The organism is Paracoccus sp. TRP, from assembly GCF_000185925.1.
Lineage (GTDB): Bacteria > Pseudomonadota > Alphaproteobacteria > Rhodobacterales > Rhodobacteraceae > Paracoccus > Paracoccus kondratievae.
The window spans coordinates 92,273-116,844 of the sequence record NZ_AEPN01000004.1 but is presented as its reverse complement, the minus strand read 5'-3'; the positions used below and the strand labels follow the sequence as shown (position 1 = coordinate 116,844).

The 24,572-nt window shown below is 65.1% G+C and carries 25 protein-coding genes; 10 read left to right on the top strand and 15 right to left on the bottom strand.

All coding sequences use genetic code 11. The features are described from left to right. Nucleotides 1–89 precede the first annotated feature (89 nt). The 10 genes from PARACOCCUSGL_RS0104045 to PARACOCCUSGL_RS0104000 all read right to left on the bottom strand — a co-directional run bounded on the left by PARACOCCUSGL_RS0104045 (nucleotide 90) and on the right by PARACOCCUSGL_RS0104000 (nucleotide 9,128). Nucleotides 90–377 carry a hypothetical protein gene (locus tag PARACOCCUSGL_RS0104045; protein ID WP_029371474.1) on the bottom strand — a complete coding sequence of 96 codons (288 nt, stop codon included), beginning with the start codon at nucleotides 375–377 and terminating at the stop codon, nucleotides 90–92. Continuing rightward, nucleotides 334–1,806: a nitrite reductase gene (locus PARACOCCUSGL_RS0104040; RefSeq protein ID WP_010393315.1), complete on the bottom strand. Its 1,473-nt coding sequence runs from the start codon at nucleotides 1,804–1,806 to the stop codon at nucleotides 334–336. Before PARACOCCUSGL_RS0104040 ends, PARACOCCUSGL_RS0104045 begins: the two co-directional genes overlap by 44 nt. After that, complete coding sequence (nirJ, locus tag PARACOCCUSGL_RS0104035; RefSeq protein WP_010393314.1) at nucleotides 1,781–3,004, bottom strand: heme d1 biosynthesis radical SAM protein NirJ; 1,224 nt, start codon at nucleotides 3,002–3,004, stop codon at nucleotides 1,781–1,783. Before nirJ ends, PARACOCCUSGL_RS0104040 begins: the two co-directional genes overlap by 26 nt. 3 nt (nucleotides 3,005–3,007) lie before the next feature. Next, on the bottom strand, nucleotides 3,008–3,499 hold the full coding sequence (locus tag PARACOCCUSGL_RS0104030; RefSeq protein WP_010393313.1) for an AsnC family transcriptional regulator: 492 nt from the start codon (nucleotides 3,497–3,499) through the stop codon (nucleotides 3,008–3,010). Further along, entirely contained in the window at nucleotides 3,496–3,978 is a 483-nt protein-coding gene (locus tag PARACOCCUSGL_RS0104025) for an Lrp/AsnC family transcriptional regulator (protein WP_010393312.1), read from the bottom strand. The genes PARACOCCUSGL_RS0104030 and PARACOCCUSGL_RS0104025 overlap by 4 nt, the downstream gene beginning before the upstream one ends. Next, nucleotides 3,975–4,946, bottom strand: coding sequence for an Lrp/AsnC family transcriptional regulator (locus PARACOCCUSGL_RS0104020; RefSeq protein ID WP_010393311.1), 972 nt, complete (start codon nucleotides 4,944–4,946; stop codon nucleotides 3,975–3,977). Before PARACOCCUSGL_RS0104020 ends, PARACOCCUSGL_RS0104025 begins: the two co-directional genes overlap by 4 nt. Before the next feature lies 1 nt (nucleotide 4,947). Then, nucleotides 4,948–6,102 carry a cytochrome D1 domain-containing protein gene (locus PARACOCCUSGL_RS0104015; RefSeq protein ID WP_040601684.1) on the bottom strand — a complete coding sequence of 385 codons (1,155 nt, stop codon included), beginning with the start codon at nucleotides 6,100–6,102 and terminating at the stop codon, nucleotides 4,948–4,950. Then, a complete protein-coding gene (locus tag PARACOCCUSGL_RS0104010; RefSeq protein ID WP_010393306.1) occupies nucleotides 6,099–6,410 on the bottom strand; it encodes a cytochrome c in 312 nt (103 codons plus the stop codon). Before PARACOCCUSGL_RS0104010 ends, PARACOCCUSGL_RS0104015 begins: the two co-directional genes overlap by 4 nt. After that, a complete protein-coding gene (gene cobA / locus PARACOCCUSGL_RS0104005) occupies nucleotides 6,403–7,266 on the bottom strand; it encodes a uroporphyrinogen-III C-methyltransferase (protein WP_010393304.1) in 864 nt (287 codons plus the stop codon). The genes PARACOCCUSGL_RS0104010 and cobA overlap by 8 nt, the downstream gene beginning before the upstream one ends. A gap of 71 nt (nucleotides 7,267–7,337) precedes the next feature. Next, nucleotides 7,338–9,128, bottom strand: coding sequence for a nitrite reductase (locus PARACOCCUSGL_RS0104000; RefSeq protein ID WP_010393302.1), 1,791 nt, complete (start codon nucleotides 9,126–9,128; stop codon nucleotides 7,338–7,340). A 133-nt stretch (nucleotides 9,129–9,261) separates the two neighbouring features. Here PARACOCCUSGL_RS0104000 and PARACOCCUSGL_RS0103995 point away from each other — a divergent pair, with 133 nt between their 5' ends. The 8 genes from PARACOCCUSGL_RS0103995 to PARACOCCUSGL_RS0103960 all read left to right on the top strand — a co-directional run bounded on the left by PARACOCCUSGL_RS0103995 (nucleotide 9,262) and on the right by PARACOCCUSGL_RS0103960 (nucleotide 17,660). Continuing rightward, on the top strand, nucleotides 9,262–11,301 hold the full coding sequence (locus PARACOCCUSGL_RS0103995) for a NosR/NirI family protein (RefSeq protein WP_010393300.1): 2,040 nt from the start codon (nucleotides 9,262–9,264) through the stop codon (nucleotides 11,299–11,301). After that, the gene (locus tag PARACOCCUSGL_RS0103990) at nucleotides 11,298–12,212 is read left to right on the top strand and encodes an FAD:protein FMN transferase (protein WP_010393299.1); all 915 of its coding nucleotides are present in this window, start codon (nucleotides 11,298–11,300) and stop codon (nucleotides 12,210–12,212) included. Before PARACOCCUSGL_RS0103995 ends, PARACOCCUSGL_RS0103990 begins: the two co-directional genes overlap by 4 nt. Before the next feature lie 74 nt (nucleotides 12,213–12,286). Continuing rightward, a complete protein-coding gene (locus PARACOCCUSGL_RS0103985) occupies nucleotides 12,287–12,739 on the top strand; it encodes a cytochrome c (protein ID WP_010393297.1) in 453 nt (150 codons plus the stop codon). Between the two features lie 12 nt (nucleotides 12,740–12,751). Beyond that, nucleotides 12,752–14,140: a cbb3-type cytochrome c oxidase subunit I gene (locus tag PARACOCCUSGL_RS0103980; RefSeq protein ID WP_010393295.1), complete on the top strand. Its 1,389-nt coding sequence runs from the start codon at nucleotides 12,752–12,754 to the stop codon at nucleotides 14,138–14,140. A gap of 3 nt (nucleotides 14,141–14,143) precedes the next feature. After that, on the top strand, nucleotides 14,144–14,956 hold the full coding sequence (locus PARACOCCUSGL_RS0103975; RefSeq protein ID WP_010393291.1) for a CbbQ/NirQ/NorQ/GpvN family protein: 813 nt from the start codon (nucleotides 14,144–14,146) through the stop codon (nucleotides 14,954–14,956). Nucleotides 14,957–14,967: 11 nt separating this feature from the next. Beyond that, entirely contained in the window at nucleotides 14,968–16,887 is a 1,920-nt protein-coding gene (locus PARACOCCUSGL_RS0103970) for a nitric oxide reductase activation protein NorD (RefSeq protein ID WP_010393289.1), read from the top strand. Continuing rightward, a complete protein-coding gene (locus PARACOCCUSGL_RS0103965; protein WP_010393287.1) occupies nucleotides 16,887–17,423 on the top strand; it encodes a cytochrome c oxidase subunit 3 in 537 nt (178 codons plus the stop codon). Before PARACOCCUSGL_RS0103970 ends, PARACOCCUSGL_RS0103965 begins: the two co-directional genes overlap by 1 nt. 3 nt (nucleotides 17,424–17,426) lie before the next feature. Continuing rightward, nucleotides 17,427–17,660, top strand: coding sequence for a cytochrome C oxidase subunit IV family protein (locus PARACOCCUSGL_RS0103960; protein WP_010393283.1), 234 nt, complete (start codon nucleotides 17,427–17,429; stop codon nucleotides 17,658–17,660). A 12-nt stretch (nucleotides 17,661–17,672) separates the two neighbouring features. On the opposite strand, the gene PARACOCCUSGL_RS0103955 is transcribed toward PARACOCCUSGL_RS0103960, so the two are convergent. From PARACOCCUSGL_RS0103955 to PARACOCCUSGL_RS0103935, 5 genes are all read right to left on the bottom strand, one after another. Continuing rightward, entirely contained in the window at nucleotides 17,673–18,347 is a 675-nt protein-coding gene (locus tag PARACOCCUSGL_RS0103955) for a Crp/Fnr family transcriptional regulator (protein ID WP_010393279.1), read from the bottom strand. Between the two features lie 92 nt (nucleotides 18,348–18,439). Continuing rightward, the gene (nagA, locus tag PARACOCCUSGL_RS0103950; protein WP_010393276.1) at nucleotides 18,440–19,564 is read right to left on the bottom strand and encodes an N-acetylglucosamine-6-phosphate deacetylase; all 1,125 of its coding nucleotides are present in this window, start codon (nucleotides 19,562–19,564) and stop codon (nucleotides 18,440–18,442) included. Next, on the bottom strand, nucleotides 19,564–20,589 hold the full coding sequence (locus PARACOCCUSGL_RS0103945) for an SIS domain-containing protein (protein ID WP_010393274.1): 1,026 nt from the start codon (nucleotides 20,587–20,589) through the stop codon (nucleotides 19,564–19,566). Before PARACOCCUSGL_RS0103945 ends, nagA begins: the two co-directional genes overlap by 1 nt. Continuing rightward, nucleotides 20,589–21,356 carry a GntR family transcriptional regulator gene (locus PARACOCCUSGL_RS0103940; protein WP_010393273.1) on the bottom strand — a complete coding sequence of 256 codons (768 nt, stop codon included), beginning with the start codon at nucleotides 21,354–21,356 and terminating at the stop codon, nucleotides 20,589–20,591. Before PARACOCCUSGL_RS0103940 ends, PARACOCCUSGL_RS0103945 begins: the two co-directional genes overlap by 1 nt. Further along, the gene (locus PARACOCCUSGL_RS0103935) at nucleotides 21,356–22,189 is read right to left on the bottom strand and encodes a BadF/BadG/BcrA/BcrD ATPase family protein (RefSeq protein ID WP_010393271.1); all 834 of its coding nucleotides are present in this window, start codon (nucleotides 22,187–22,189) and stop codon (nucleotides 21,356–21,358) included. Before PARACOCCUSGL_RS0103935 ends, PARACOCCUSGL_RS0103940 begins: the two co-directional genes overlap by 1 nt. A gap of 154 nt (nucleotides 22,190–22,343) precedes the next feature. On the opposite strand from PARACOCCUSGL_RS0103935, the gene PARACOCCUSGL_RS0103930 reads away from it, so the two are divergent. Then, a complete protein-coding gene (locus tag PARACOCCUSGL_RS0103930) occupies nucleotides 22,344–23,222 on the top strand; it encodes an N-acetylmuramic acid 6-phosphate etherase (protein ID WP_010393269.1) in 879 nt (292 codons plus the stop codon). Nucleotides 23,223–23,270: 48 nt separating this feature from the next. Then, entirely contained in the window at nucleotides 23,271–24,530 is a 1,260-nt protein-coding gene (locus PARACOCCUSGL_RS0103925; RefSeq protein WP_010393268.1) for an ABC transporter substrate-binding protein, read from the top strand. The last annotated feature ends 42 nt before the right edge of the window (nucleotides 24,531–24,572 follow it).

The following is a 24,572-nucleotide window of genomic DNA, read 5'->3' as shown; positions in this document are numbered from 1 at the left end:
TGGCTCCGATAACTCTTAACAGTCTGCTGAGACTTGTATAGCGGGAGAGTTAAATTATTGGAATTTATTAATTTTGATATTCAAGATAATCAATGGTTATCATCCGGGCGGGATTCAGGGCCCTGCGCCTTGTCCATCAGACCGCGGATCCAGCGCCCTGCGGCATAGGCGACGGGCATACCCAGCACCGCCGCCGCTGCCATCGCGCGGGCGGGCGGCAGTACAGGCAGGCCAGTCCAGCTTGCCAGCAACGACAGCATGAAAAGGTTGATCCAGACCGCCGCCGCCGCGAATGGGTAAAACAGCAGCGCCAGTTTCCATGCCGGCCAGCCGTCAGTGACTGGTACCGTCCTCGAATGTGATCTTGTTCCAGACATTGTATTTCCCCGAAGGCTTGCGCATCGGCAGCCGTTTCACCTCTTGCAGCGTTTTCGCGTCATAGACGACGACCGCGCCCTCATCCTCCCACAGCGAGACCAGCACATGGCTGCCGTCGCGGGTGAATTCGCTATGGGCGAAGGTCCGGCCGGGAAAGGGGGCCAGTGTCCTGACGATTTCCAGCGTTTCTTTGTCGATGACATGCATCTGGTCCTTGTGCGGGCCAAAGAACACATCCGCCCAGACATAGGGGCTGGAGGCATGACCGCGCAGGAAAAAGCCCGGACCCGCGGTCTTTATCTGCCCGACAAGGCTCCAGTCCTGCATGTCGATGACCGAGATGACGCCCTCGCCCAGATGAGGGGTCGCCATGACCCGGCGGCCGTCGCGCTGCCATGTGATGCCCGAGCCAAGATGCGGCATGCCCGGCAGAGGCAGTTCCGCGACCTTGTGCCCGTCGTCGAGGTCGATCACCACGCCCTTGTCGCCGTCGCGGTTGGCGCCGATCAGCTGGCGGTAGTCCGGCGAAAAGAAGAAGTCGTCCAGCGGCTCATTGATCGGGATGCGGCGGATTGCCAGGTCGGTGGTCCCGACCTCCCAGATTTCGGGCGCATCCTTCAGCGCCAGAACAAAGCTGTGGCGCTGCGGGGCCTGATAAACGGCGCTGACCCGGCTGGGCCTGTCCTTGACCCGCGTTTCAATCAGGCTGACGGGGTTCAGGTCCGCATCAAGAATGGTCAGGCTTTCCGGCAGATAGTTCGCCACCGCAATACGCTGACCGTCCGGACTGATCGCAATGTTGCGGCTGTTCAGGGCGGCGCGGATGCGGCCGACCTCGGACAGCGACCAGATATCGTATTTCTGCACCCAGCCATCGCGCGACATGATGTACACAAAGCGCCCGTCAGGGCTGAACTTTGGCCCGCCATGGACGGCAAAAGGGGTGGCAAAACGGTCCAGCACCTCGAAACTGTCGCCATCAAGCACGCTGACATGATGGTCCCCGGTTTCGACGACCAGCGTGATATTCAGCGGATCGGCGGCGAAAACCGGACTGTCGGCGGGCTGGTAATCGGGGTTCATCTCGCGGCTGTCGGCGATCCGGGCAGCGTCCCAGTCCGGGCGATGGCCAAGTGGGGCGGTCACATATTCGACCAGCGCCGCGATCGCCTGGGGCGAGAGACGGTCGGAAAAGCCCTCCATCTGGGTCGAAACGCGACCCTGAGCGATCACCTGATCAATGCCCCGCACCCGACCCAGCGTTTCGGGGATCAGCGCGGGGCCGGTGCCGCCCAGCCGGTCCTCGCCATGGCAGGCGGCGCAATGTTCGGCATAGTCTGCGGCGGCATCGGCCTGTGCTGCCGCAGATGCAAGCATGGTCAGTGGCAGGGCAGCCAGCAGACTAGAAAAAACGATGGGCCGGATCATGGCTTTTTCCCCGGAAAGGTGTCACGGCAAGACGGTCAAGATCGGCACCCTCTGCGCCAATCTCGGCTGCGGAAAGATAACAGGCCGGATCCTCGGCCCATGGATCGCCGGTCAGTTGCAGCGCGCGGATGCGGGTGTTGCCGCCACAGACCGCCTGATAGGCGCAGGCGCCGCAGCGGCCCTTTAACGGGCGCGGACGGGTTCGCAGTGTTGCCAGCATGGGATCGTCGCCGGTCCAGATTTCTGAAAAGGGCTGCTCTTTGACCGAACCCAGCGTGTAATCCGACCAATAGGTATCAGGGTGGACCTTGCCCTGCGGGTCGATATTGCCGACGCCAAGACCCGAGGAATTGCCCCCCCATGCCTCAAGATGCTTGCGCAGGTGGGCGATGGTCTGGGCCGGAAAGCGGGTCTCGGCCCAACGCAGGAAATAGACGGCGTCGGTGTCGTTATTGCCGGTTACGATCTCCAGCGGCTCGCCCTTCTCGACCGCCTTCCATGCGCGGTCGATCAGCAGGTCCATCGCGTGGCGGGTGCGGGTATGGGCGGTGTCCTCGCCCCGGTGCTTGTCTCCGCGTCCGGCATAGACCAGATGCGACAGGTAGAACTTGTCCACGCCCTCATCCCGGCACAGGTCCAGCATGGCGGGCAGGTGATGGGCGTTGCTCTCGGTGATGGTAAAACGCAGGCCGACCTTGATCCCCTGCGCCTTACAGGCCCGCACCCCGGCAAGCGCCTGATCAAAAGCGCCCTCGACGCCGCGGAACCAGTCGTTCACGGTCCCGATTCCGTCAAGCGAGATACCGACATAGTCAAAGCGCAGATCGGCCAGCCGCGCGACATTTCCGGCGTCGATCCTTGTGCCATTGGTCGAAAGAGCAAGGTGGCGAAAGTCCAGCCGCCGCGCCTCTTCGGCCAGTTCCCAAAAGTCAAAGCGCGCCATCGGCTCGCCCCCGGACAGGATCAGGGCCGGGACACGAAAATCCGACAGATCGCGCAGGACCAAGATCGCCTCGTCATGCGTCAGCTCGCCGGGAAAGGGCCGGTCGGCCGAAACTGTATAGCAATGGCGGCATTTGAGGTTGCAGCTGCGCGTCAGGTTCCAGATCACCACCGGACGGACCGTGCCCGGCCGTGTCCGGCGACGCGGGGGTGAGGGGGACACAAGCTCGCGCATATATTCGGTCAGGCGGAACATGGTTTACCTTTCTTGGCCGTCCCGAAGACGCAGGCCGGTTTTCTTCAGAATGCGGGTGGAGTAAAGGATGTCGTCGGCCAGACAGGCGGGGCCGAGCAGGGCGCGGATCCGGGTGCGCTTGTCCTCGACCTCGGTGCGGCTTTTCCCGTGCAGCATGGCAAAAAGGTTGTAGCGCCAGACCGGTGCACGCGGGCGCAGATAGCAATGGCTGACGAAATCAAGTGCGCCGATCATTTCGCCTAAGGTCCCGGCCACTTTATCCTCGACGTCCCAGACGCTCATGCCGTTCGCGGTCATCCCCAGCGCGTAATGATTGGGGGCCAGGGCGATGCGGCGGATCACCCCGCGCGCTTGCAGTTGGGAAAGCCGGTCGATGACCTGCGCCTCGGTCAAGCCCAGATCGGCGGCTATGCAGGCATAGGGAGCCTGAACCAGAGGCAGCCCGGCCTGAGTAGCCGCGATCAGGCGGCGGTCGGTATCGTCCAGCCTTGTCATGCCGTCACCCGAAAGCCGATGAAAAATTCGCGCAGCTTTGGGAACTGCCATACGGTCAACCCGGTCTCGGCCTCGATCCTTTGGGCGGTCCTGGCGATGCCTTCGGGTGTAGGGGTGGCAAGCACGAACCACATGTTCAGCGCATGGTCGCGGGCGTAGTTATGGGCGACCTCGGCGTGGGCGTTCACCAGCGCGGCGATGCGGTCGAAATCCGGCTCCGGCACCGAAAGCGCACAAAGGCAGAATGCCCCGCCCATCGCCTCTGCATCGAAAAACGGGCCAAAGCGGGTAATCGCACCGATCTCGCGCAGCCGTTGCAGCCGTGTAATCAGCTGGGCGCCGGTCAGCCCCAGCGTCGCGCCTGCGTCGTCAAAGGGGCGGGGCGTCAGGGGAAAACCCTCTTGCAGCGTGTTGAGAATGGCGCGGTCAGCCGTGTCCAATGCCTCGGGTGGCAGGCTGTGGCGTCGAAGGTTCTTCATGCGGCGATCCCGGTGATGGTGGCCCCGCGCTGGCGAAAGCAACGGGTCGAGAACAGGATGCGATGCGGGACATTCATCAGTGCGGGCAGGGCGCGGGCTTGGGCCAGCACCTCCATCGCCTCGGCACGGGAACGCGCGTGGATCATGCAAAAGAGCGGCCAGCTCCAGCGTCCCGGCACCGATTGCCGCTGATAGCACAGCGTAACGCCCGGCACCCCCGCCAAAGCGGTGCCTGCGGCCTCGACCGCGGTGTCGGGCAGGCGCCAGACGACCATGGCATTCTGCGTCCAGCCAAGGGCGCGGTGCTTGACGATCACGCCGACCCGGGTCAGCAGGCGCGCTTCGGCCAGGGCGCGGATGCGCGAGATGATCTCGGCCTCGCTGCGATGCAGGGCCTGCCCCAGCGCGACGAAGGGGCGCGGTATCAGCGCCAGACCCGAGGACAGCGCCTGCATCAGCGGCTTGTCGCGTGGGCGCAGCGCCTCCAGATCGGCAGGCCGGTCCAGCGCCATCGCCCGGCGCGCCCCGGTCAGGGGGAAGCCAAGGTCGATGTTGAAGGCGCGCACCAGCGGCAGGGACAGGACGGAAAGGCCGGTCGCGGTCTCGATCCGCGCAAGGCTCGCCGCCAGCGCCTCGGTATCCGGGGCGGTGGCGACGAACCACAGGTTCCAGTCGTCCTCGCGAAGGTATGAATGGTTGACGCCGGGCTCTGCCCCGACCATTGCCGCGACCTCTTCAATCCGCCGCGCGGGTACTTGCAGCGCGGCCAGCGTCGAGGCGGCGGCGGTGTTCGGCCGGCAGGTGGCGCCTACGCGCGAGACGATACCTTCGGCCTGCAGGCGGGTGAGGCGGGCGATCACCCCGGCCTCGCTTGTGTCGAGCCGGCGGGCCATGGCGGCAAAGGGACGGGGCACCAGCGGCAGGTCGCGCTGAAAGCCGTCGAGCATGCGCAGATCCAGATCTTCCATGTCAAAGCCCCGTCCTGTGTGCGCGGTCGGTAAAGAAGATCCCCGAAGGCGCACGAGCCTCGATTTCGCCCAGAACCTCGCGGCTGCGGGTGTCGCGGATTTCGACCCGGTTCTCGTCGCGGACCGACAGCCAGACCTCACGCCCGCGCGGGGCGAACTCCATGTGCAGCACACCCTTGCCGGGGGTCAGGGTATCCAGAACCTCATGGGTCAGGGTGTTGACGACCTGCAGCTTGTCATTGTCCGGCGGGGCGAAATTCACCCAGACCTCGCGCCTGTCGGGGCGGGCAAGTGCAAAGACCGGCTGACCGGCAAGTTCGGTGCGGGCAATCTCGGTCAGGTTGTCGGCATCAACCCATAGCAGCTGGTGCAGCCCGACGGCGGGCAGGGCAAAGACGCCATCGGCCAGCGTCCAGCCCTGAAGATGCGGCATCTTGTAGACCGGCATATCGGGCTGGTCGCGGCCGTAATCGGGCAGAAAGCGTGTAACCTCGGGCGGGTCCTGCCACAGGTCGATCTGCGTCAGCCCCTTTTCGCCGAAAAGCCCGACGATATAGCGCCGCCCGTCGCTGGTCAGCAGCGCGTCATAGGGGTTGGCGCCGATACCCTTGAGCCGGGTGATTCCGGGCTGTGCCGGGCTGTGCGAGTGGTCGATGATCCAGACTTCGCCCGTGTCCCAGGTGGCAACGATAAAGCGCGAACCGGGTGCGTCCGCGATGCCCACGGTTTTCGACCCCATCGGCACATCGGCAACCAGTTCCAGCGTTTCGGCGTTAAAGACCCGCACGCCCCCCGGTTCGTAATTCGCCACAGCGATCAGCTGCCCATCGTCCGAGATGGCGCCCCCGATCGAATTGCCGGCCTGCACCACGCGCCGGACCACCTGACGGGTCAGGATATCGACCTTGGTCAACCCGCCGTCGCGGCCAAAGACATAGGCGAAACGTTCGTCCGGGGAATAGACGAGGCTGGCATGGGACAGATCGCCAAGCCCCTCGATCCGGCCAAGTGCGGCGCGTTCGCTGCGGTCCACCACCAGCAGCGAGCCTGTTTCACGCTCGACGATCAGTCCCAGATCGCCAGTGCCGCGTAGCTCATCGGCCTGGGCCGGGGTGATGGTAAGCATGAGGGCGGCAAGAACAGCCTTGAGCATCATTCCGTCTCCGTCTTCATCAGGTAATCGGCGATCCAGCGCGCCTCATCCTCGGTCAGCAGGGGGCGCCAGCCGGGCATCGCGGTGCCGGGCAGGCCGTCCAGGATGACCTCGGCCAGATCTCCGGGTTCGCGCTCTGCCAGTGCCTCGGGTGTGATAGGGCGGCCAAGGCCGCCGGTACGGCGCAGCCCGTGGCACGAGCCGCAATCCTGCCGCACCAGATGGCGCAATTCGTCCTGCCGCGTGGCATCGGGCGGGGCTGCCATTGCCGCCCCGGCCAGAAGCACGGGGATGAGTGCCAGCCTAGCCATGCGCCACCAGCCGCCATTCCGGGCGGTAGGATTCATGGGGCAGGTCGCAGTCATCCGCCATGGCTGCGACATGGCCGATGATGAACAGGACCGGGGTGGGCAGCGGCTTGCGTGCCAGCGCCGCAGCGATATCCTTCAATGTCGCAAGCAGCCGCTTTTCCTGCGGGGTGCTGGCTTGCGAAACGGCAAGCACCGGCAGGTCGGAGGGCATGCCGTGGCGGATCAGTTCCCGCGCTATCTCGGCCACGTTCGCCGCGCCCATATAGACGGCAAGCGTGGTCTGCGGATCGGCAAGAGACGCCCAGTCCAGATCCAGCGCCGCATCCCGTGCCCGGTGGCCGGTGACATGGCGCAGCCCGGTCGCAAGTCCGCGATGTGTCAGCGGAAACCGGGCCGAGGCCGCCGCACCCTGTGCCGCGGTGATGCCGGGTATATAGTCGCAGGGGATGCCCGCGTGGGTCACGGCCTCAAACTCTTCGCCACCACGGCCAAAGATCGTCGGATCTCCGCCCTTGAGCCGCGCCACGGTCAGGCCCGAGCGTGCCAGCTCGACAAGCAGGGCGTTGATCTGTTCTTGCGGAACAGGGTGAAACCCTGCCGCCTTGCCCACGGGGATGCGGCGGACATGGGCCGGAACGCAGGCCATCACCTCGGCCGAGACCAGCCGGTCATGGACCACCACGTCCGCCTGCTGCAAAAGCCGCAGTGCCCGCAGTGTCAGCAGCTCGGGATCGCCCGGGCCCGCACCGATCAGATCGACGCGGCCCATGCCCGTCTTGCCCTGTTGCGGCCTGTCCAGCGCCGCGCCGTTCAGGCCGCAACGCGCGGCCCCATTCGTCACCGTCTTGCCGGCCATGTCCGAACCCCATTGAAATGCTGCCGGGGCAGGGGCGCAAACGCCCCTGCCTGTGGTTGCAACCGTGCTGATCAATAGGTGTCGGTCATGGTGTTATAGACGTTGAACTTGCCGGTCGGGGTTATCAGCCGCTTGTCCTTGATGACGTGCTTAAGCTCCAGCGTCTGGTCGTCCACGACGACAAGCGCCGATTCCTGGTCCTTGCTGTTCCAGACGCTGAACCAGATTTCGGTACCGTCCTTGTTGAACTCACCCTGAACGACGCGAGGCTGGCCCTCGGTGATGCCCGCCCATTCGGCGATGGGCAGCGTCGTGAATTCGGGGTCCGAGCCGTCGCCCGTCAGCGCCTTGGTGTCAAACACCGCGACCGAGCCCGAGATTTCGGCCTCGGGGTTCAGCGGCGCGTCTACATAAAGGTGCTGCGATTTCGGATGCGTCTTGATGAACAGTGACCCGCCCCCCAACGCCGGGAAGCTGTCGAGGATCTTCCACGCGTTGTCGGGATGGCCCTCGGGATCGGTGCCGATCAGCGCCACCGAATCGTCGCCCATATGCGAGGTCGCCCAGACCGGGCCAAAGGTCGGGTGGACAAAGTTCGCGCCACGCCCCGGGTGCGGGGTCTGGCCGCCGGTATCCTCGATCGAGACGAGCTTGCCTTCCTTGGTGTCGATCACCACCAGCTTGTTGCGGGCATTGGCGGCGGTGATGAAGTAACGGTGCGAGCCGTCCAACCCACCGTCATGCAGGAAACGTTCGGCCTCGATCTCGGTGGTCTTGAGGTTCCTGAGGTCGGTGTAATCGACCAGCAGGATCTTGCCCGTTTCCTTGACGTTAACGATGAACTCGGGCCGGTAATGGCTGGCCAGGATCGCGGCAACGCGCGGCTCGGGGTGGTATTCCTGCTCGTCATAGATCATGCCGCGCGTGGACTGAATCTTCATCGGCTCCAGCGTTTCGCCGTCCATGATGACATATTGCGGCGGCCAGTAGGCCCCGGCGATGGCGTATTTGTCCTCCCAGCCCTCCATCTTCGAGGTCTCGATCGAGCGCGCTTCCGACCCGATCTTGATCTCGGCCACGGTGGTCGGTTCTTTCATCCACAGGTCGATCATGTTGACCTTGCCGTCGCGGCCGATGACGAACAGATAACGGCCCGAGGCGGACATGCGGCTGATATGGACCGCATAGCCGGTGTCGAGTATCGACTTGATCTCATAGCTTGCGCCGTCGATCAGCGCGATCTGGCCTGCGTCCCGCAGTGTGACGCTAAAGAGGTTCTCAAGATCCCAGTCGTTTTCCTGCTTGGCCGGGCGCTGTTCCGGGGGAACGTGGACCTTCCAGGTTTCGCGCATCTCTTTCATGCCGAATTCCGGCGGAGCAGCGGGGTCCAGCAGCAGGTAATTCGCCATCAGGTCGACCTGTTCGGGCGAAAGCTGGCCCGAGGTGCCCCAGTTCGGCATCCCCGCCGGGGAGCCATAGGTGATAAAGCTTTGCAGATAGTCAAAGCCAAGCTCACGCGTCAGGTCGGGGGTCAGCGCCTTGCCGGTCGCGCCCTTGCGCAGCACCCCGTGGCAGCCGGCGCAGCGTTCGAAATAGATCTTGTTGGCCTCGTTATACTGCGCCTCGCTCAACGCCGGGATGCCCTCGGGCGCGCCGGGGGCGGCTACCTCTTGCTGTGCGAGATTGTCGAGCGAGGGCTCGTAGCGGTTGTCTGTCTTGGTCTTGTGATCCTCAAGTGCGGCGGCAGGGTCTTTGGCCGGCGGGGCCTGCTCTTGCGCAGAGACCGCAAGCGGCCCAAGGACAAGGGCCAGGGCTGCCGAGGCCATCAGGCCGGGTCTGGCGAAGAAAGTCCTTTGTCTCATCTGGCTTTCCTATTTGCTGGCGCGCGTTCACGCTGTTCCTGAGCGGATTTCGCGCCAGCGGCTTTGATCTATGTTAAGGCCGGGGTGCGGCATTTCGGCGATCAGCGGGCAAAGACCTGGGACGCGGACCTTTATGCCCGGACACCATCCTTTCGCACCTTGCCGCCTGCTTTTGGCACTGATCGCACTGATCTTGCTGAGCCTGCCCATGTGGGCCGCGCCGCCTGCCGCCCCCGATGCGGTGCAGGCGCAGGCACTTTTCGGGGCGGATGGGCCAGTGGTGCTGGACCGCCGCGAAACGCCGGTGCCCGGCTGGGGTGTCAGCCGTGAGGGCCGGGCGCTGGGCATGATGGGCTCGACCTGGGAAATCGCGGCAACCACTGGCTATTCCGGCAAGCCGCTGGATGTGCTGGTCGCGGTCACACCACAGGGTATTATCGCCGGTGCGCTGCTGGTTCGCCAGACCGAGCCTGTGCTGAGTCTTGGCATCTCGGACGCGCATATCGCCGCCTATGTGGACGGCTTCCGGGGCGTCGACCTGTCGCAGCCCCCGGGCTGGGACAGTGCGCTGCCCGAGGTGATCTCGCGCGCCACCGTCTCGACCGGGGTGATCCGCGACGGCATTTTGCGCAGCGCCCGGGTACTGGCGCAGGCGCAGGGGGTCGGCGGGGGCGGGATCGACCGCGTTACCTACCGCCCCGCCACATGGGCCGATCTGATGGCTGAGGGGGCGTTGGCTCATGCCGTTGTCTCGATGGCCGATGCAGCGCGCGCCTTTGCCGGGGCCAAAGTACCGGTCCAGCCGTCGGACGCGCCCTATCTGGATCTTTATGCCGGGCTGATCGACCCGCCGACCGTGGGTCGCAACCTGCTGGGTGCGCGCGAATTCACCGCCGCCGCAGGCGCGCTGCAACCCGGTCAGGCGCTGGTCGCGGTGCTGTCGCGCGGGCTTTACAGTCCACGTGGGACCGAATGGCACCGCACGGGCCGGTTTGAGCGTATCGCCTTTGAACAGGGCGCGCTGCGTATCGGGCCCGGCGACGGCGATTTCACCATGATTGAAAAGCTGGCCTTGCCGGACGCGCCCGAGTTCAGGGAAATGAGCCTGTTTCGGCTGAACATCGACCCCGTTGCCGGGGGCATCGATCCGCGTCAGCCCTTTGATCTGGTCGTGACAGCAACCCGGCCCTTGGCGGCGGGGGGTGAGGCGGTGCTACCGGTCCGCGCCACGATTCGCCTGCCAGAGGCTTATATCCTGACCGATCCACCTGCCGTGCCGCTGTGGCAGGAGTTCTGGCGGGACAAGGTGCCCGGCATCGCCATCGTCGGCGCAATGCTGCTGGTGCTGGCGCTGATCCTTTTCGGGCAAGAGGCGCTGGTGCGCAGGCCCCTTTTGTGGCGCCGGGTGCGGCTGGGCTATCTGACGGTGACGCTATTGGTGCTTGGCTGGGGGCTGAACGGCCAGCTTTCAGTCGTGCAGGTGGTGGCCTTTCTGAATGCGCTTCTGTCCGGGTTCCGGTGGGAGACGTTTCTGATCGAGCCGATCATTTTTCTGATCTGGTCCGCCGTGGCGCTGGGGTTGCTTTTCTGGGGCCGCGGTGTGTTCTGCGGCTGGCTGTGCCCTTTTGGCGCGCTGCAGGAGCTGACGAATGCTGTCGCGCAAAGGCTGGGGGTGCGCCAGATTGCTTTGCCTCAGGCCCTGCACGAACGGCTGTGGGTGATCAAATACACGCTGTTTGTCGCCATCGTCGCGCTGAGTTTTTACAGCATGGAGCAGGCGCTGATCCTTGCCGAGGCCGAACCGTTCAAGACGGTGATCTCGATGCGTTTCCTGCGCGCATGGCCCTTTGTGCTGTTCGCGTTGGCGGTGCTGGCGGGCGGGCTGTTCATCGAGCGTTTTTACTGTCGCTATCTGTGCCCGCTTGGGGCGGGACTGGCGATTCCCGCCAAGCTCAAGATCTTTGACTGGCTGCGCCGCCGTCCGCAATGCGGGCGCGAATGTCGGCTGTGCGAGGTGAAATGCACCGTCGGCGCCATCGACCCGCTGGGGCGGATCAATCCCAATGAATGCGTGCTGTGCCTGCGTTGTCAGGTGGTGATGAACGACCCCGGCACCTGTCCTGTGCTGAAACGCCGCGCCCGAACGGCTGCAAGTCCCGGAGATGCGCCATGAACCGCCGCCGCTTTCTGCTTGTCACCGCCTGCGCCGCCTTGCCCGCCCGGGCATGGGCTGCGCCCCAGGAATGGCGGGGTCGCGCCATGGGGGCCGATGTCACGCTGCGGCTCCGGGGTGCCAGCCCCACGCAGGCGCGCAGTTTTTTTGGCGAGGCGGCGCGGGTTCTTGCCCATGTCGAAAGCCTGTTCTCGCTGCATCGCGATTCGGATCTGACCCGGCTGAACCGGGACGGGCGGTTGCGCTTTCCCGCGCCGGGGATGATCGAACTGCTGACGCTTTCCGGACGGCTGCATGAGGCGACGGGGGGCGCTTTTGACCCGACTGTGCAGCCCCTGTGGGTGGTGCGGGCGCGGGGCGAGGATGAGACGACTGCCCGCACGCTGGTTGGATGGGACGCGGTCAGATGGTCGCGGACCGAGGTGCGGCTGACCCGCCCCGGCATGGCCCTGACCTTTAACGGGTTGGCGCAGGGCTGGGCTGCCGACCGGCTGGCCGGGGCGGCGGTGCGTCACGACCTGACCGATCTGCTGATCGACACGGGCGAAATCCGGGCGCTTGGCACGCGCCGCTGGCCGGTGACTTTGGCCGATACGGCGGGGGCTGCCTATCGCCGCATTCGCCTGTGCGACCGGGCGGTGGCGACTTCTTCGCCTGCGGGCACGCTGATCGGGCCGCGCGGGTTGCCTCATATCCTTGCGCCGGGCGGGGGTGGGGTGTTGTGGGACACGATCTCGGTCAGCGCGGCGACTGCGGCAATGGCGGACGGGCTGTCCACCGCGCTGTGCCTGATGCAGCCCGATGCTGCCTGTGGGGCGCTGAGGCGTCTGCCCGGCTGCCGGATCGAGCTTGCCGTCCCCGCGCAGGACGCGGAATTTTCGGGGAAAATGCCGGCCACCTGCCACGCTTGACTTTCATCAATGAACGACTCGTCCCCCGGGTCCAGTCAGGAAATATCTGACAATAACTGATGGGGACCCGCGTCATGAGCGACATCATGACCAAGAACATGGCCCGGAACGTCTTCTACGGCGGGTCCATATTCTTTTTTCTGGTCTTTGGCGCATTGACCATACACAGCCACATCTACGCCCGCACCAAGGCCGTGGATGAGGCCCAGCTTACGCCTTCGGTCGTTCTCGGCAAGCACGTGTGGGAACGTAACGCCTGTATCGACTGCCATACTTTGCTGGGCGAAGGTGCCTATTTCGCGCCCGAGCTTGGCAATGTCATGCGGCGCTGGGGCGTGCAGGACGATCCCGAAGCCGCTGTCGAGACCCTGCGCGGCTGGATGGAGTCCATGCCCTCGGGGATCGAGGGGCGCCGCCAGATGCCCCGGTTCGAGCTGACGGATGAGGAATACCGGGCGCTGACCGATTTCCTGCTGTGGACCGGCACGATCAACACCCAGAACTGGCCGCCGAACGACGCTGGCTGAGGGGGAACAACGATGAGATATCAATCGCAACGCATCGCCTATGCGTATTTTCTGGTGGCCATGGCGCTGTTTGCCGTGCAGGTCACGATTGGCCTGATCATGGGCTGGATCTATGTCAGCCCGAATTTCCTGTCCGAGCTTTTGCCCTTTAACATCGCGCGGATGCTGCACACCAACAGCCTTGTCGTCTGGCTGCTGCTCGGGTTTTTCGGGGCGACCTATTACATCCTGCCCGAAGAGGCAGAGCGCGAGCTGCATTCGCCCCTGCTTGCCTGGATCCAGCTGGGCATCCTTGTCCTGGGCACGCTGGGCGTGGTCGTGACCTATCTTTTCGACCTCTTTCACGGGCACTGGCTGCTTGGCAAAGAGGGGCGCGAATTTCTTGAACAGCCCAAATGGGTCAAGCTTGGCATCGCCGTCGCGGCGGTGATTTTTATGTATAACGTCAGCGTCACCGCGCTGAAGGGGCGGCGGACGGCGGTGACCAACGTCCTGCTGATGGGGCTGTGGGGCCTGGTGCTTCTGTGGCTGTTTGCCTTTTACAACCCGGCGAACCTCGTGCTCGACAAGCAGTACTGGTGGTGGGTCATCCACCTGTGGGTCGAGGGCGTGTGGGAACTGATCATGGCCGCCATCCTTGCCTTTCTGATGCTCAAGCTGACCGGCGTTGACCGCGAGGTGGTCGAAAAATGGCTTTATGTCATCGTCGCCACGGCGCTGTTTTCGGGCATTCTTGGTACCGGGCACCATTACTACTGGATCGGCCTGCCAGCCTATTGGCAATGGATCGGCTCGATCTTTTCCAGCTTCGAGATCGTGCCCTTCTTTGCCATGATGTCCTTTGCCTTCGTCATGGTCTGGAAAGGCCGGCGGGACCACCCAAACAAGGCAGCCCTGCTTTGGAGCCTTGGTTGCACCGTGCTGGCGTTTTTCGGTGCCGGGGTCTGGGGCTTTCTGCATACGCTGCATGGGGTGAACTATTATACCCATGGCACGCAGATCACCGCAGCGCATGGTCACCTGGCCTTTTACGGCGCCTATGTCTGCCTTGTGCTCGCGCTGGTCAGCTACACCATGCCGGTGCTGAAAGGGCGCGATCCCTATAACCAGGTGCTGAACATGGCCTCGTTCTGGCTGATGTCGGCGGGGATGGTGTTCATGACCGTGACGCTGACCTTTGCAGGCACGGTGCAGACCCATCTGCAACGGGTCGAGGGCGGCCTTTACATGGACGTGCAGGACGGGCTGGCGCTGTTTTACTGGATGCGCTTTGGCTCGGGTGTCGCAGTGGTCTTGGGGGCGCTGCTCTTCATCTACGCTGTGCTTTTCCCGCGGCGCGAGGTTGTGACCGCCGGTCCGGTGCAGACGCACAGGGACGGCCATATGGAAACGGCCGGGTAAGCCATGAATGCGCATGTGAAACCCGCAGAAGGGAAGGGGGCGGATGTCCCCTTCTACCTGCCGCAGGGCGACGAGGTCGCGGTGTTCGAGGCCGCCGCCGCCCGTGATCTGCCGGTGTTGCTGAAAGGGCCGACCGGCTGTGGCAAGACGCGTTTCGTCGCCCATATGGCGGCGAGGCTGGGGCGGCCGCTTTATACGGTCGCCTGTCATGACGACCTGTCGGCGGCCGATCTGATCGGGCGCTATCTGCTGAAAGGTGGCGAGACGGTCTGGACCGACGGTCCCCTGACCCGCGCTGTGCGCGAGGGTGCGATCTGCTATCTCGACGAGGTGGTCGAGGCGCGCAAGGATGTCACTGTCGTCCTGCATCCGCTGACCGATGACCGTCGCATCCTGCCCATCGACCGCACCGGAGAAGAGATCGAGGCCGCGCCCGGTTTCATGCTGGTCGCGTCATATAACCCGGGCTACCAGAATATCCTCAAGACCCTGAAACCCTCGACCCGGCAACGTTTCGTGGCGATGGAGTTCGACTTTCCCGAACCCACCCGCGAGGCCGAGATCGTCACCCGCGAAAGCGGCCTTGATCCTGACCGCACGCTGGGGTTGGTGCGGCTGGCGGGCAAAATCCGCGGGCTAAAGGGCCAGGACCTCGAAGAAGGCGTCTCGACCCGGCTGGTGGTCTATGCCGCCAGTCTGATCGCCGGTGGCATGGCGCTGGACCGCGCCATCGAGGCGGCGATGATCGAGCCCCTGACCGACGAGGCCGAGGTCAGGCGCGGGCTGCGCGATCTGGTCGCGGCTATCTTTGGCTAAGGGGTCGCGGCATGGGTCTGCACCTTGAACCATGGGAGCCCGAGGAAACTGTCGGCAAGCTTTGGCACGTCTGGGCCAGCGGCTTTGGCGCCCCGCAAGAGTTCGACGATCAGGCGGTGGCGCTGGCCGAGGTTTCGGGCAGGCTTGCGGTGCTGTTTCGCGCTTTGGGCGGCGGCGCCTCGGTTGAGATCAGGCCCGCCGCTGCCCGTTCATCTGCGCATCGTATCGGCTGGCTGCGGCGGCTTGGCACGGTGGCCGAAACAGTCCCGCACGCAAGTTTTGACGGCGAAATCCTGCGCCTGCCCGAACGCCTGTCGGCCTTGCCGTCGCGGCAGGCGAACGGGGCGCTGTATCTGTGGCTTGCGGCCTGCGCGGCCCATGCTGATCTGACGCCTGCGTATGACGATCCGCTGTGCCGTGATCTTGCGCGGCTTGGTGCGGCCCGGCGCGCGGTCGATGCCACGCTAAGGGACGCGCCGGGTCTGGCCGGACTTTATGCTGATCTGTCCCGGCTGGTCCTGACCCTGCGCCCCGTCGCCCCCCTGCCGCCCGCCGAGGCCGCAGTCGAGGCTTTGATACGTCATTTGCTTGGCGACCCCGCGCCTTTGCCGGGTCTGGCCCGTGACTGGCTGGCGGTGTTAGACGATCCCACGGCGCAGCGGGTCCCACGTGGCTATCGTCCGATGCGTCCCGTGCCGCTTTGGCCCGATCTGGCGCCGCCCGAGACGGCCGAGACCGCTGCCCCCGGCGATGCGCCTGACGGTATCACCGCCGATCCGGCCAACGGGCGCATCTTTCGCGCCCGCCGACGGCAAAGCGATCAGCCCCAGCGCCGCGACAGCCTGATCCTGCACAAGTTTGAGGCTCTGCTGAGCTGGGCCGACCTGATGAATCTCAACCGGCATGTCGATGATGATGACCAGGATGATGCGAAGAAGGCGGCCGAGGATCAGGAAGAACTGGGCCTTGGCCAGGTGTCAAAGGCACCGGCGACGCGTTTGCGGCTGCATCTCGATCTTGCGCCCGAGGATGCGGATCTTGAGGCAGTCGCTGGCATTCATACCTATCCCGAATGGGACGCCCGGCGCGGGCGCTATCTGGCCAGCCATGTGCGGGTGCTGGAAAACCGCGCGCCCGAACAGGACGAGGCCCCGCAGCCTGACCCCCGCGCGCAGTCGCGCATCCGCGCCGTGCGCCGCCAGTTCGAGGCTTTGCGCCCGGGACGCCTTACCACCACCGGCCACCGCGATGGGGATGATCTGGATGCCGAGCTGACCGTCCGCGCCGCCGCCGATCTGCGTGCCACCGGACAGGGCAGCGACCGCATCTGGCGCCAGTCCCGGCCGCTTGCTCGCAATCTGGCGGTGTCGATCCTGCTTGATGTTTCGCGCTCGACGGAAAGCGCGGTGACCGGGCGCGCCGTGATCGAGGTTGAGCGAGAGGCACTGGCGGCGCTGGCCTGGGGGCTGGACGCCTGCGGCGACCGTTTCGCGATCAACGCCTTTTCGTCGCTGAAACGCGACCGGGTATTTCTGAGCACCTGCAAGGATTTCGATGAACCAATGGGCGTCGCAGTCGAGCAGCGCATCGCCGGGCTGCGTCCACGCTTTTACACCCGGCTGGGCGCGGGCATTCGCCATGCCTCGGCCGGGCTTGCGCGGCAGTTGGGTAGTCGCAGGCTGTTGCTGGTCATCACCGACGGCAAGCCCAACGACCTTGACCACTATGAGGGCCGCCACGGCATCGAGGACAGCGCCATGGCCGTGCGTGAGGCCCGCCGCGCCGGACACGCGGTTCATGGCATAACCGTCGACCGCGACGCGAAAAGCTGGTTTCCACGTATCTTTGGGCCCGGGGGCTTTTCCCTTGTCCCGCATCCAGACCGGCTGCTGGCGGCGCTGCCGGTGATCTACCGGCAATTGGTGCGCTGATGCGGATACAGGACCTTCCCGGAGAGCCGGTGATCTGGGTGCTGATCGCCTCGGAACTGCTGGTCTTTGCTGCGGCTGCTACCGCGATGGCGGCGGTGCGGCTGACCGATCCCGCGGGTTTTGCCGCCGCGCAGTCGCAGCTGCATGGATGGATGGCGGCGCTCAATACGGCGATCCTTGTCACCTCGGGCTTTTGCGCAGCCCTGGCCGAGCGTGCCTGCCGGCGTGGCGACCGCAGGCGGGCGCGTATGACGCTGGCGCTGGCGGCCTTGGGCGGGGTGGGCTTTCTTGCGGTCAAGATCGCCGAATATGCCGCCGACCTGCGCGCAGGCCTTGGCCTTGAAACCCACCCGTTCTTTACCTTTTACTATCTCATCACCGGTTTTCACGCTGCGCATGTGCTCTTTGGGATCGGGGTTCTGGCGCTGGTCGCAATCCGCCTGCGTGCCGAAGAGGTGCAGGCCGGCGCGGCCTTTTGGCATATGGTCGATCTTGTCTGGGTGCTGATCCTGCCGCCGGTTTATCTGCTGGGGTAGGGGATGGATCTGCATCGCATCTGGCTGACCCTTCTGGCGCTGACGGCGGCGACCACGGCCCTGTCTTTTGGCTCGGGCGCTGTGGTGGCAGCAGGACTGGTGGCGCTGGCTTTCCTTAAGGCCCGCGCGATCATGTCGGGTTTTCTGCACCTTGATCGCGCACCGGAGTGGAGGACGGCCTTTACCCTGCCTCTTGCGCTTTGGCTGGTGTTGATCTGGGGGCTTTACGCCTTATGATCCTGCGCGGCGCTAATCCATCGCCAGCGCGCGCAACCCGGCGATATCGGCGATGATAGCGCGGTTGGCCTCGACCTCGACCCCATGCTGACGCAGCCGGGCAAAGGCCCGCGACAGGCTTTCGGGCTGCATACCCAGGTGCCCGGCGATGAGACGTTTGTTATAGGGCAGGCGAACCTCGGCGCCGCCGCTTTCGGCATCGGACAGATCGGCCAGGAACTGCGCCACGCGCTGGACGCCGGTATGGGCCTTAAGCCGCTCTATCTGGTCCACCAGCCCCTGCAGATGCACAAAGGTCGATGCCAAAAGGCCGATGGCAAATTCCTGATTTTCCAGCAGGAACTGACGCAACCGCGCGCCGTCGATCTGCAGCAGCGTGCAGTCCGAGATCGCCTCGGCCGAGACCGGATAGGGTTCGCCGCGCAGCACCATCGCCTCGGCAAAGCTGCGGTTGCGGCCCAGAATCGCAACCACCGCCTCGGCCCCGCTGGGCGTCAGCCGGGACAGTTTGACGAAACCGTTCAGGACGATGAACACCGAACGCGCCGGATCGCCCTGCAGAAAAATCGTCTCGCCCTCGCTATAGCTGCATCGCAGGGCGTCCTTTAGCAGCTTGTCGCGCATCTCGGGCGTCAGCCCGTTCAGCAGAACGGACTTTTTCACTGCTTCGGGCGGGGGGGCGCTCATCGTGACCTCTTTCACGGTTCGGCGAGTTTACAAGTTTCGCACGACCGCGCGCCAAGGGAAAGACCACGCGGACACGTGGCCTTGCCGATGCGTCACAATGACAGCCAGTGTTCGCGCAGGCTGAAGTCGGGGCCAAGCAGCACCAGATCCGCCGCGCGACCCGGAGCAAGCCTGCCATAACGGTCCTCAAGCCCAAGCAGTGCCGCCGGGATGGCCGAGGCCATGCGCAGTGCGCGCTCGGGTGCGATACCGACCTGACTGACCAGCAGCGCGATTGCCTGCGGCAGCGTCAGATCGGCCCCGGCCAGGGTGCCATCCGCCAGCGTCAGCCGCCCGTCACGGCGCAGCACCTTGCGGCCGCCCAGTTCCATCTCGGTCAGGTTGGTGCCGGCAAAGGCCATGCAGTCGGTGACCAGAAAGATGCCGTCGGGCCGTGCCGCCAGCGCCAGTCGCATGACCGCAGGATGGACATGGATGCCATCCGCGATCAGCCCCGCCGCCACATCCGAGGTCAGCACCGCCCCCGCCAGTCCCGGCGCGCGGTGGCCGATCTGGCTCATGGCGTTGAACAGATGCGTGGTGCAGCGGGCGCCCGCAGCAAAACCGGCCTGTGCCTCTTCATAGGTGCATTCGCTGTGGCCAAGGCTGACCACCGCGCCCGCCCCGGCAAGGGCGGCGATCTGCTGGGGGCTTGCTGCCGCGGGCGCAAGCGTCACCATCAGCGCGGGCAGGCGGCGGGCGGCGTCGCACAGCCGCGCCAGGTCCTCATCCGTCATCGGCCGGATCAGCGCCGGGTCATGCGCGCCCTTGCGGCGAGGGTCGAGATGCGGCCCTTCGAGATGCAGGCCCAGAAAACCCGGCACCTCGTTTTCGGCCGCAGCAATGCCAAGCGCGATGACATGGGCGGTCGCCTCGGGCGTGTCGGTGATCAGCGTCGGCAGCACCCCCGCCGTCCCAAGTGAGCGATGGGCGGCGCAGATGCGGCGCAGCCCATCGGCATCGGTTGAGCCGTCCAGCATCAGCCCGCCGCCGCCATTCACCTGCAAATCAAGAAAGGCCGGGGCAAGGATGCCTGTTACGGTACGGCGATCCCCCGCCGGGGCCTCGGCCTCGGGCAGGATGGCGGCGATCTGGCCGTCCTCGATCACCAGCGCATGACCGTCAAGAAAGCGCGTACCGTCAAAGATGCGCGCGCCCGTCAGAACCTCGCGCGTCATCACACCGTCTCCGTCACCTTGCGCAGATGCGGGGGCGTGTCAGGGTCAAAGCCGCGCCGCCGGGCCAGCCCCTCGATAAAGGCATAGAAACCGGCGATGGTGACCAGGGGCGCGACCAGCGGGTGCAGGTCGGGGACCGAGGGCAGGGTGACAGCGTTGTCGGCCTCGGTTCCCGTGACAAACACATCTGCGCCCTGTGCCGCCAGACGCTCGGCGGTGGCCCTGAGCTGGGGCAGCGCGGCGTCCTCGACTCCCAGCGCCAGCACCGGAAAGCCGGATCGGACGATGGCGGCGGGGCCGTGCAGCACCTCTGCGGCGGAATAGGCCTCGGCGTGGATGCCCGAGGTTTCCTTGAATTTCAGTGCTGCCTCGCAGGCGATGGCAAAGCTGGGGCCACGCCCCAGCACAAAGGCCGAGTTCGCCCGCGCAAGACGTGCCGAAAGCGGCGACCAGTCCAGCGTGATGGCCTTGCCAAAGGCCTCGGGCAAGGCGGCGACGGCGTCCTTGAGTGCGCTGTCTTCGCGCCATTCGGCCAGCAGCGACAGGCCCGCGAGCACTGAGCAGACAAAGGTCTTGGTGGCGGCGACGCTTTTTTCCTCACCCGCCTGCAGGGGCAGGCAATGGGCCGAGACCTGTGCCATCGGGCTGTCTTCGACGTTGGTGATGGCGATCGACAGTGCGCCGCCCTGACCCGAGGCGCGCATCATTTCGACCCCGTCCGGGCTGCGACCGGATTGTGAGATGCCGATACAGGCCGCTTTGCCCAGCCGCAGGGGCCGGCGATAGATCGACGCGATGGACGGGCCGACCGAGGCGACCGGCACCCCGGCCTCAAGCTCGATGGCGTATTTCAGATAGGTCGCGGCATGGTCCGACGAGCCGCGTGCCACGGTGACCAGCAGGTCGGGGTCCTTGCGGCGCAGGGCATTGGCGGCGTCCATGACCGCATCGCGCGAACGATCAAGGAAACGGGCGGTGGCCTCGGGGATCTCGGCCACTTCGCGCGCCATATGTGTCTGGCTCATCACGGGTTCCTTTCGCCTTCAGGGGCAAGTTTCAGTTCCACGGCAAAGTCATAGGCATCGCCGCGATAGAGCGAGCGGGTAAACTCGACCACCTTGCCCGAGGGCAGGTACGAGATACGTTCGATCCTTAGCCCGGCCACACCGGGGCTGACGCCCAGCAGATCGGCGTCCTTGGCGTTCAGATTGGCGGCCGAGATCCGCTGCACCGCCCGCACCGGCCGCAACCCGCGCGATTGCAGCACCGCGTATAGTGAATCGGTGACGCAATCGGGATCGGGCAGGATATCCTGGGGCAGCGAGGCGCGCTCAATGGCAAGCGGCACCCCGTCCGAGCTGCGTACCCGTTCCAGCCGGGCCACATGCGCGCCGACGCCCAGCCCCAGTGCCATCACCTCTTCGGGGGCGGGGGTGAACAATCCGCGCGCGATCCAGCGGCTTTCGACATTGCGGCCGCGCCGGGCCATGTCCTCGGTGAACGAGGTCAAAAGCGACAGCGCCTGTTCCAGCTTTTCGACCTTGGGCGCAACAAAGGTGCCCGAGCCGCGCTTTTGAATCACCTGCCCCGAGGCGACCAGCTCGGCCACCCCTTTGCGCACGGTGACGCGCGACAGGCCGGTCATCGTTGCCAGCTCTCGCTCGGACGGCAGGCTGTCGCCCGGTTGAAGCCGCCCCGAGGCGATGGCATCGGCGATCAACCGGTGCAGTTGCAGATACAGCGGCCCGCCGCCGGTTTCCTCAAAGGCCTCGGCGGTGAAAAGCTCTCCCATCACACCTCCTGCCGGGCAAGATGCAGTGCCCCGTCAAGGCCCGAGCCCTTGGGCGCGCGGATTGGCCACAGCCCCTGCAGCCGGTGGGCGTAATGCGCGCCAAGGCCGCCCAGAAATACCACCGGCAGGTCGCGGCCCGCCTGAAGGGTGTCGATCATGGCGCGGATCTCGGCCACGGCGCTGTCAAAAAGACGCTCGGCCGCCGGATCGCCCCCGGCGACGATGCGCGGCGCGAAGATCGCGAACTCGGCCGGTCGTGCCCTGAGGCCAAATGAAATCACGCCCTCGATTCCGCCCAGCTCGTCCAGCACCGCCTGCAAAAGCGGGCTCATGGGCACGAAACCGTCTTCGGCGCGCAGGGCCTCGGATAACAGTGCCCGGCCCAGAACCGCGCCGCTGCCCTCATCGCCCAAAAGAAAGCCGCGTCCGCCGTATTGCCGCATCTCGCCACCGATCTGGACAGCAAAGACCGAGCCGGTGCCCATGGCGGCGACGATCCCGTCATCGGCACCCAGCGCGCCGGTCGCTGCGGTGACGGCGTCGGTAACGATGCGCGTGCGGCGAAAGGGCAGCATGGATTGCAGGCTGAGCGCGGCGGCGGTGACATTCGCGCCTGCAAGGCCCAGCACCGCAGTCAGCTCATCCACATGGCCGCGCCCGGCCTGTTCCAGCGCCGCGCGGGCGGCGGCGAGGATATTGGCGCAGGCTGTCTTTACATCGGTCGAGATATTGGCAGGCCCCGATGCGCCCTCGCCGATAATCCGGCCCGAGCCGTCTGCAATAGCGGCGCGGCAGCCGGTTCCTCCCCCGTCAATGCCCAGAAAATATGACATGGCGACTCCCTTTGAACGGATGATACCAAAGCAATACCAAAAGGGAAGGGTAAATTTCAAAACCGCTGGGAAACGTCAATTTCTGATATCTGATGCAGATGAGTCTTTACAAGTGGTATTGTTTTGGCATTATCGGTGAAACAGGGGGAATCACATGACCGCATCTGGCACCGAGGCAAGGCATCCGGCATCCGCAGGGCTTCACGCCCGTACGGGCGACGAGGTGCTGCGCATCCTGCTTGACGCGCAGGTGGCGGCGCTTGGTGCGCTGCGGCCTGCGTTGCCGGCCATCGAACGCGCGGCCGACGCTGCTGCCGGGGCGCTGCGCCAGGGCGGCAAGCTTGGCTATGCCGGGGCAGGTTCCTCGGGGCTGATGGCACTGGCCGATTGTCTTGAGCTTGCCGGCACTTTCGGCATCGCGCCCGAACGGACGCCGATGATGTTTGCCGGGGGCGCCGGGGCGCTTTTGCATCTGACCGGCAGTGTCGAGGATGATCCGGAACTGGCGCTTGCCGATCTGGACCGTTCAGTGCTGGGCAGGGGGGACGTGCTGCTGTGCCTTTCGGCCTCGGGGCGCACACCCTATGCGCTGGCGATCTGCACGGCGGCACAGGAACGCGGCGTGACCGTCGTCGGCCTGACCAATGTGGCGGATTCGGCGCTGCTCAGGATCGCAGATATTCCGGTCCTGATCGAGACCGGGGCAGAGGTTGTCTCGGGCTCGACCCGGATGGGGGCGGCAACAGCGCAAAAGGTGGCGCTGAACATGCTGTCGGTCCTGGTGGCGATCCGGCTGGGCCATGTTCATGACGGCTATATGGTCAATGTGGTTGCCGACAACATCAAGCTGGTCGATCGCGCAGCCCGCATCGTCGCCGCAGTGGCGGGGGTCGGGCGCGACGTGGCCGAAGAGGCTTTGTCGCGGACGGGTGGCGTGGTCAAACCCGCGATTCTGGTCGCGCGCGGCGCAACGCCCGAAGAGGCTGAGGCGCAGCTGACCGAAAATGGGGGCCTGCTGGCCCCTCTGATCTGATTTCAACCAGAGGGTCCGTGAGAGACCCGATGCCGAAGGGAGAAGACCATGACCAAGACCATCCGCCTGGCGCTGCTGGCCAGCACGATGCTGGGCACCGCCGCCTGGGCCGAGGACGTGACGCTGACCGTCGAAAGCTGGCGCAACGATGACCTTGCCATCTGGCAGGACAAGATCATCCCGGCTTTCGAAGCGGCGAACCCCGGCATCAAGATCAATTTCGCCCCCTCGGCCCCGCCGGAATATAACGCGGTGCTGAACTCCAAACTGGATGCTGGTTCGGCGGGCGACCTGATCACCTGCCGGCCCTTCGACGCCTCGCTCGAGCTCTTTAAAAAGGGCAAGCTGGCGGATCTGACCGATCTGGCGGCGATGGCCAATTTCTCGGATGTGGCGAAATCTGCCTGGCAGACCGACGATGGCAAGCAGACCTTCTGTGTGCCCATGGCCTCGGTGATCCACGGCTTTATCTATAACAAGAACGCCTTTGCCGAGCTGGGGCTTGAGCCGCCGAAAACCGAGGCAGAGTTCTTTGCCCTGCTCGACAAGATCAAAGAGGACGGGACCTATATTCCGATGGCGATGGGCACCACCGACCAGTGGGAAGCCGCGACCATGGGCTATCAGAATATCGGCCCGAACTACTGGAAGGGCGAAGAGGGCCGCAAGGCGCTGCTTGCCGGGACGCAAAAGCTGACCGATGAGGCCTGGGTCGCCCCCTTCCGTCAACTTGCGAAATGGAAAGATTATCTGGGCGATGGTTTTGAGGCCCAGACCTATCCCGACAGCCAGAACCTGTTCACGCTGGGCCGTGCCGCGATCTATCCCGCCGGCTCGTGGGAGATCGGGGTCTTCGGCCCGCAGATCGGCGGTGCGTTCGAGATGGGCGCTTTCCCGCCTCCGGTCCCGGCCGAGGGGGACAAGTGCTATATCAGCGACCACACTGATATCGGTCTGGGCCTGAATGCTGCGACCAAGCATCCCGAAGAGGCCAGGAAATTCCTGGAATGGGTCGGCTCGCCGGAGTTCGCCGAGCTTTATGCCAACGCGCTGCCGGGCTTTTTCTCGCTGAACTCGACGCCGGTCGAGATGCAGGACCCGCTGGCCAAGGAATTCGTGTCCTGGCGTCAGAATTGCGAACCGACGATCCGCTCGACCTATCAGATCCTGTCGCGCGGCACGCCGAACCTGGAAAATGAGACCTGGACCGCCTCGGCCAATGTCATCACCGGTGCCGAGACGCCCGAGGCTGCTGCCGAGCGGCTGCAAAAGGGCCTCGCCTCGTGGTATGAACCGCGGCAGAAGTAACCGTCTGCCGGGTCCGGGGGACCGACGCGATAATCGGCCGGG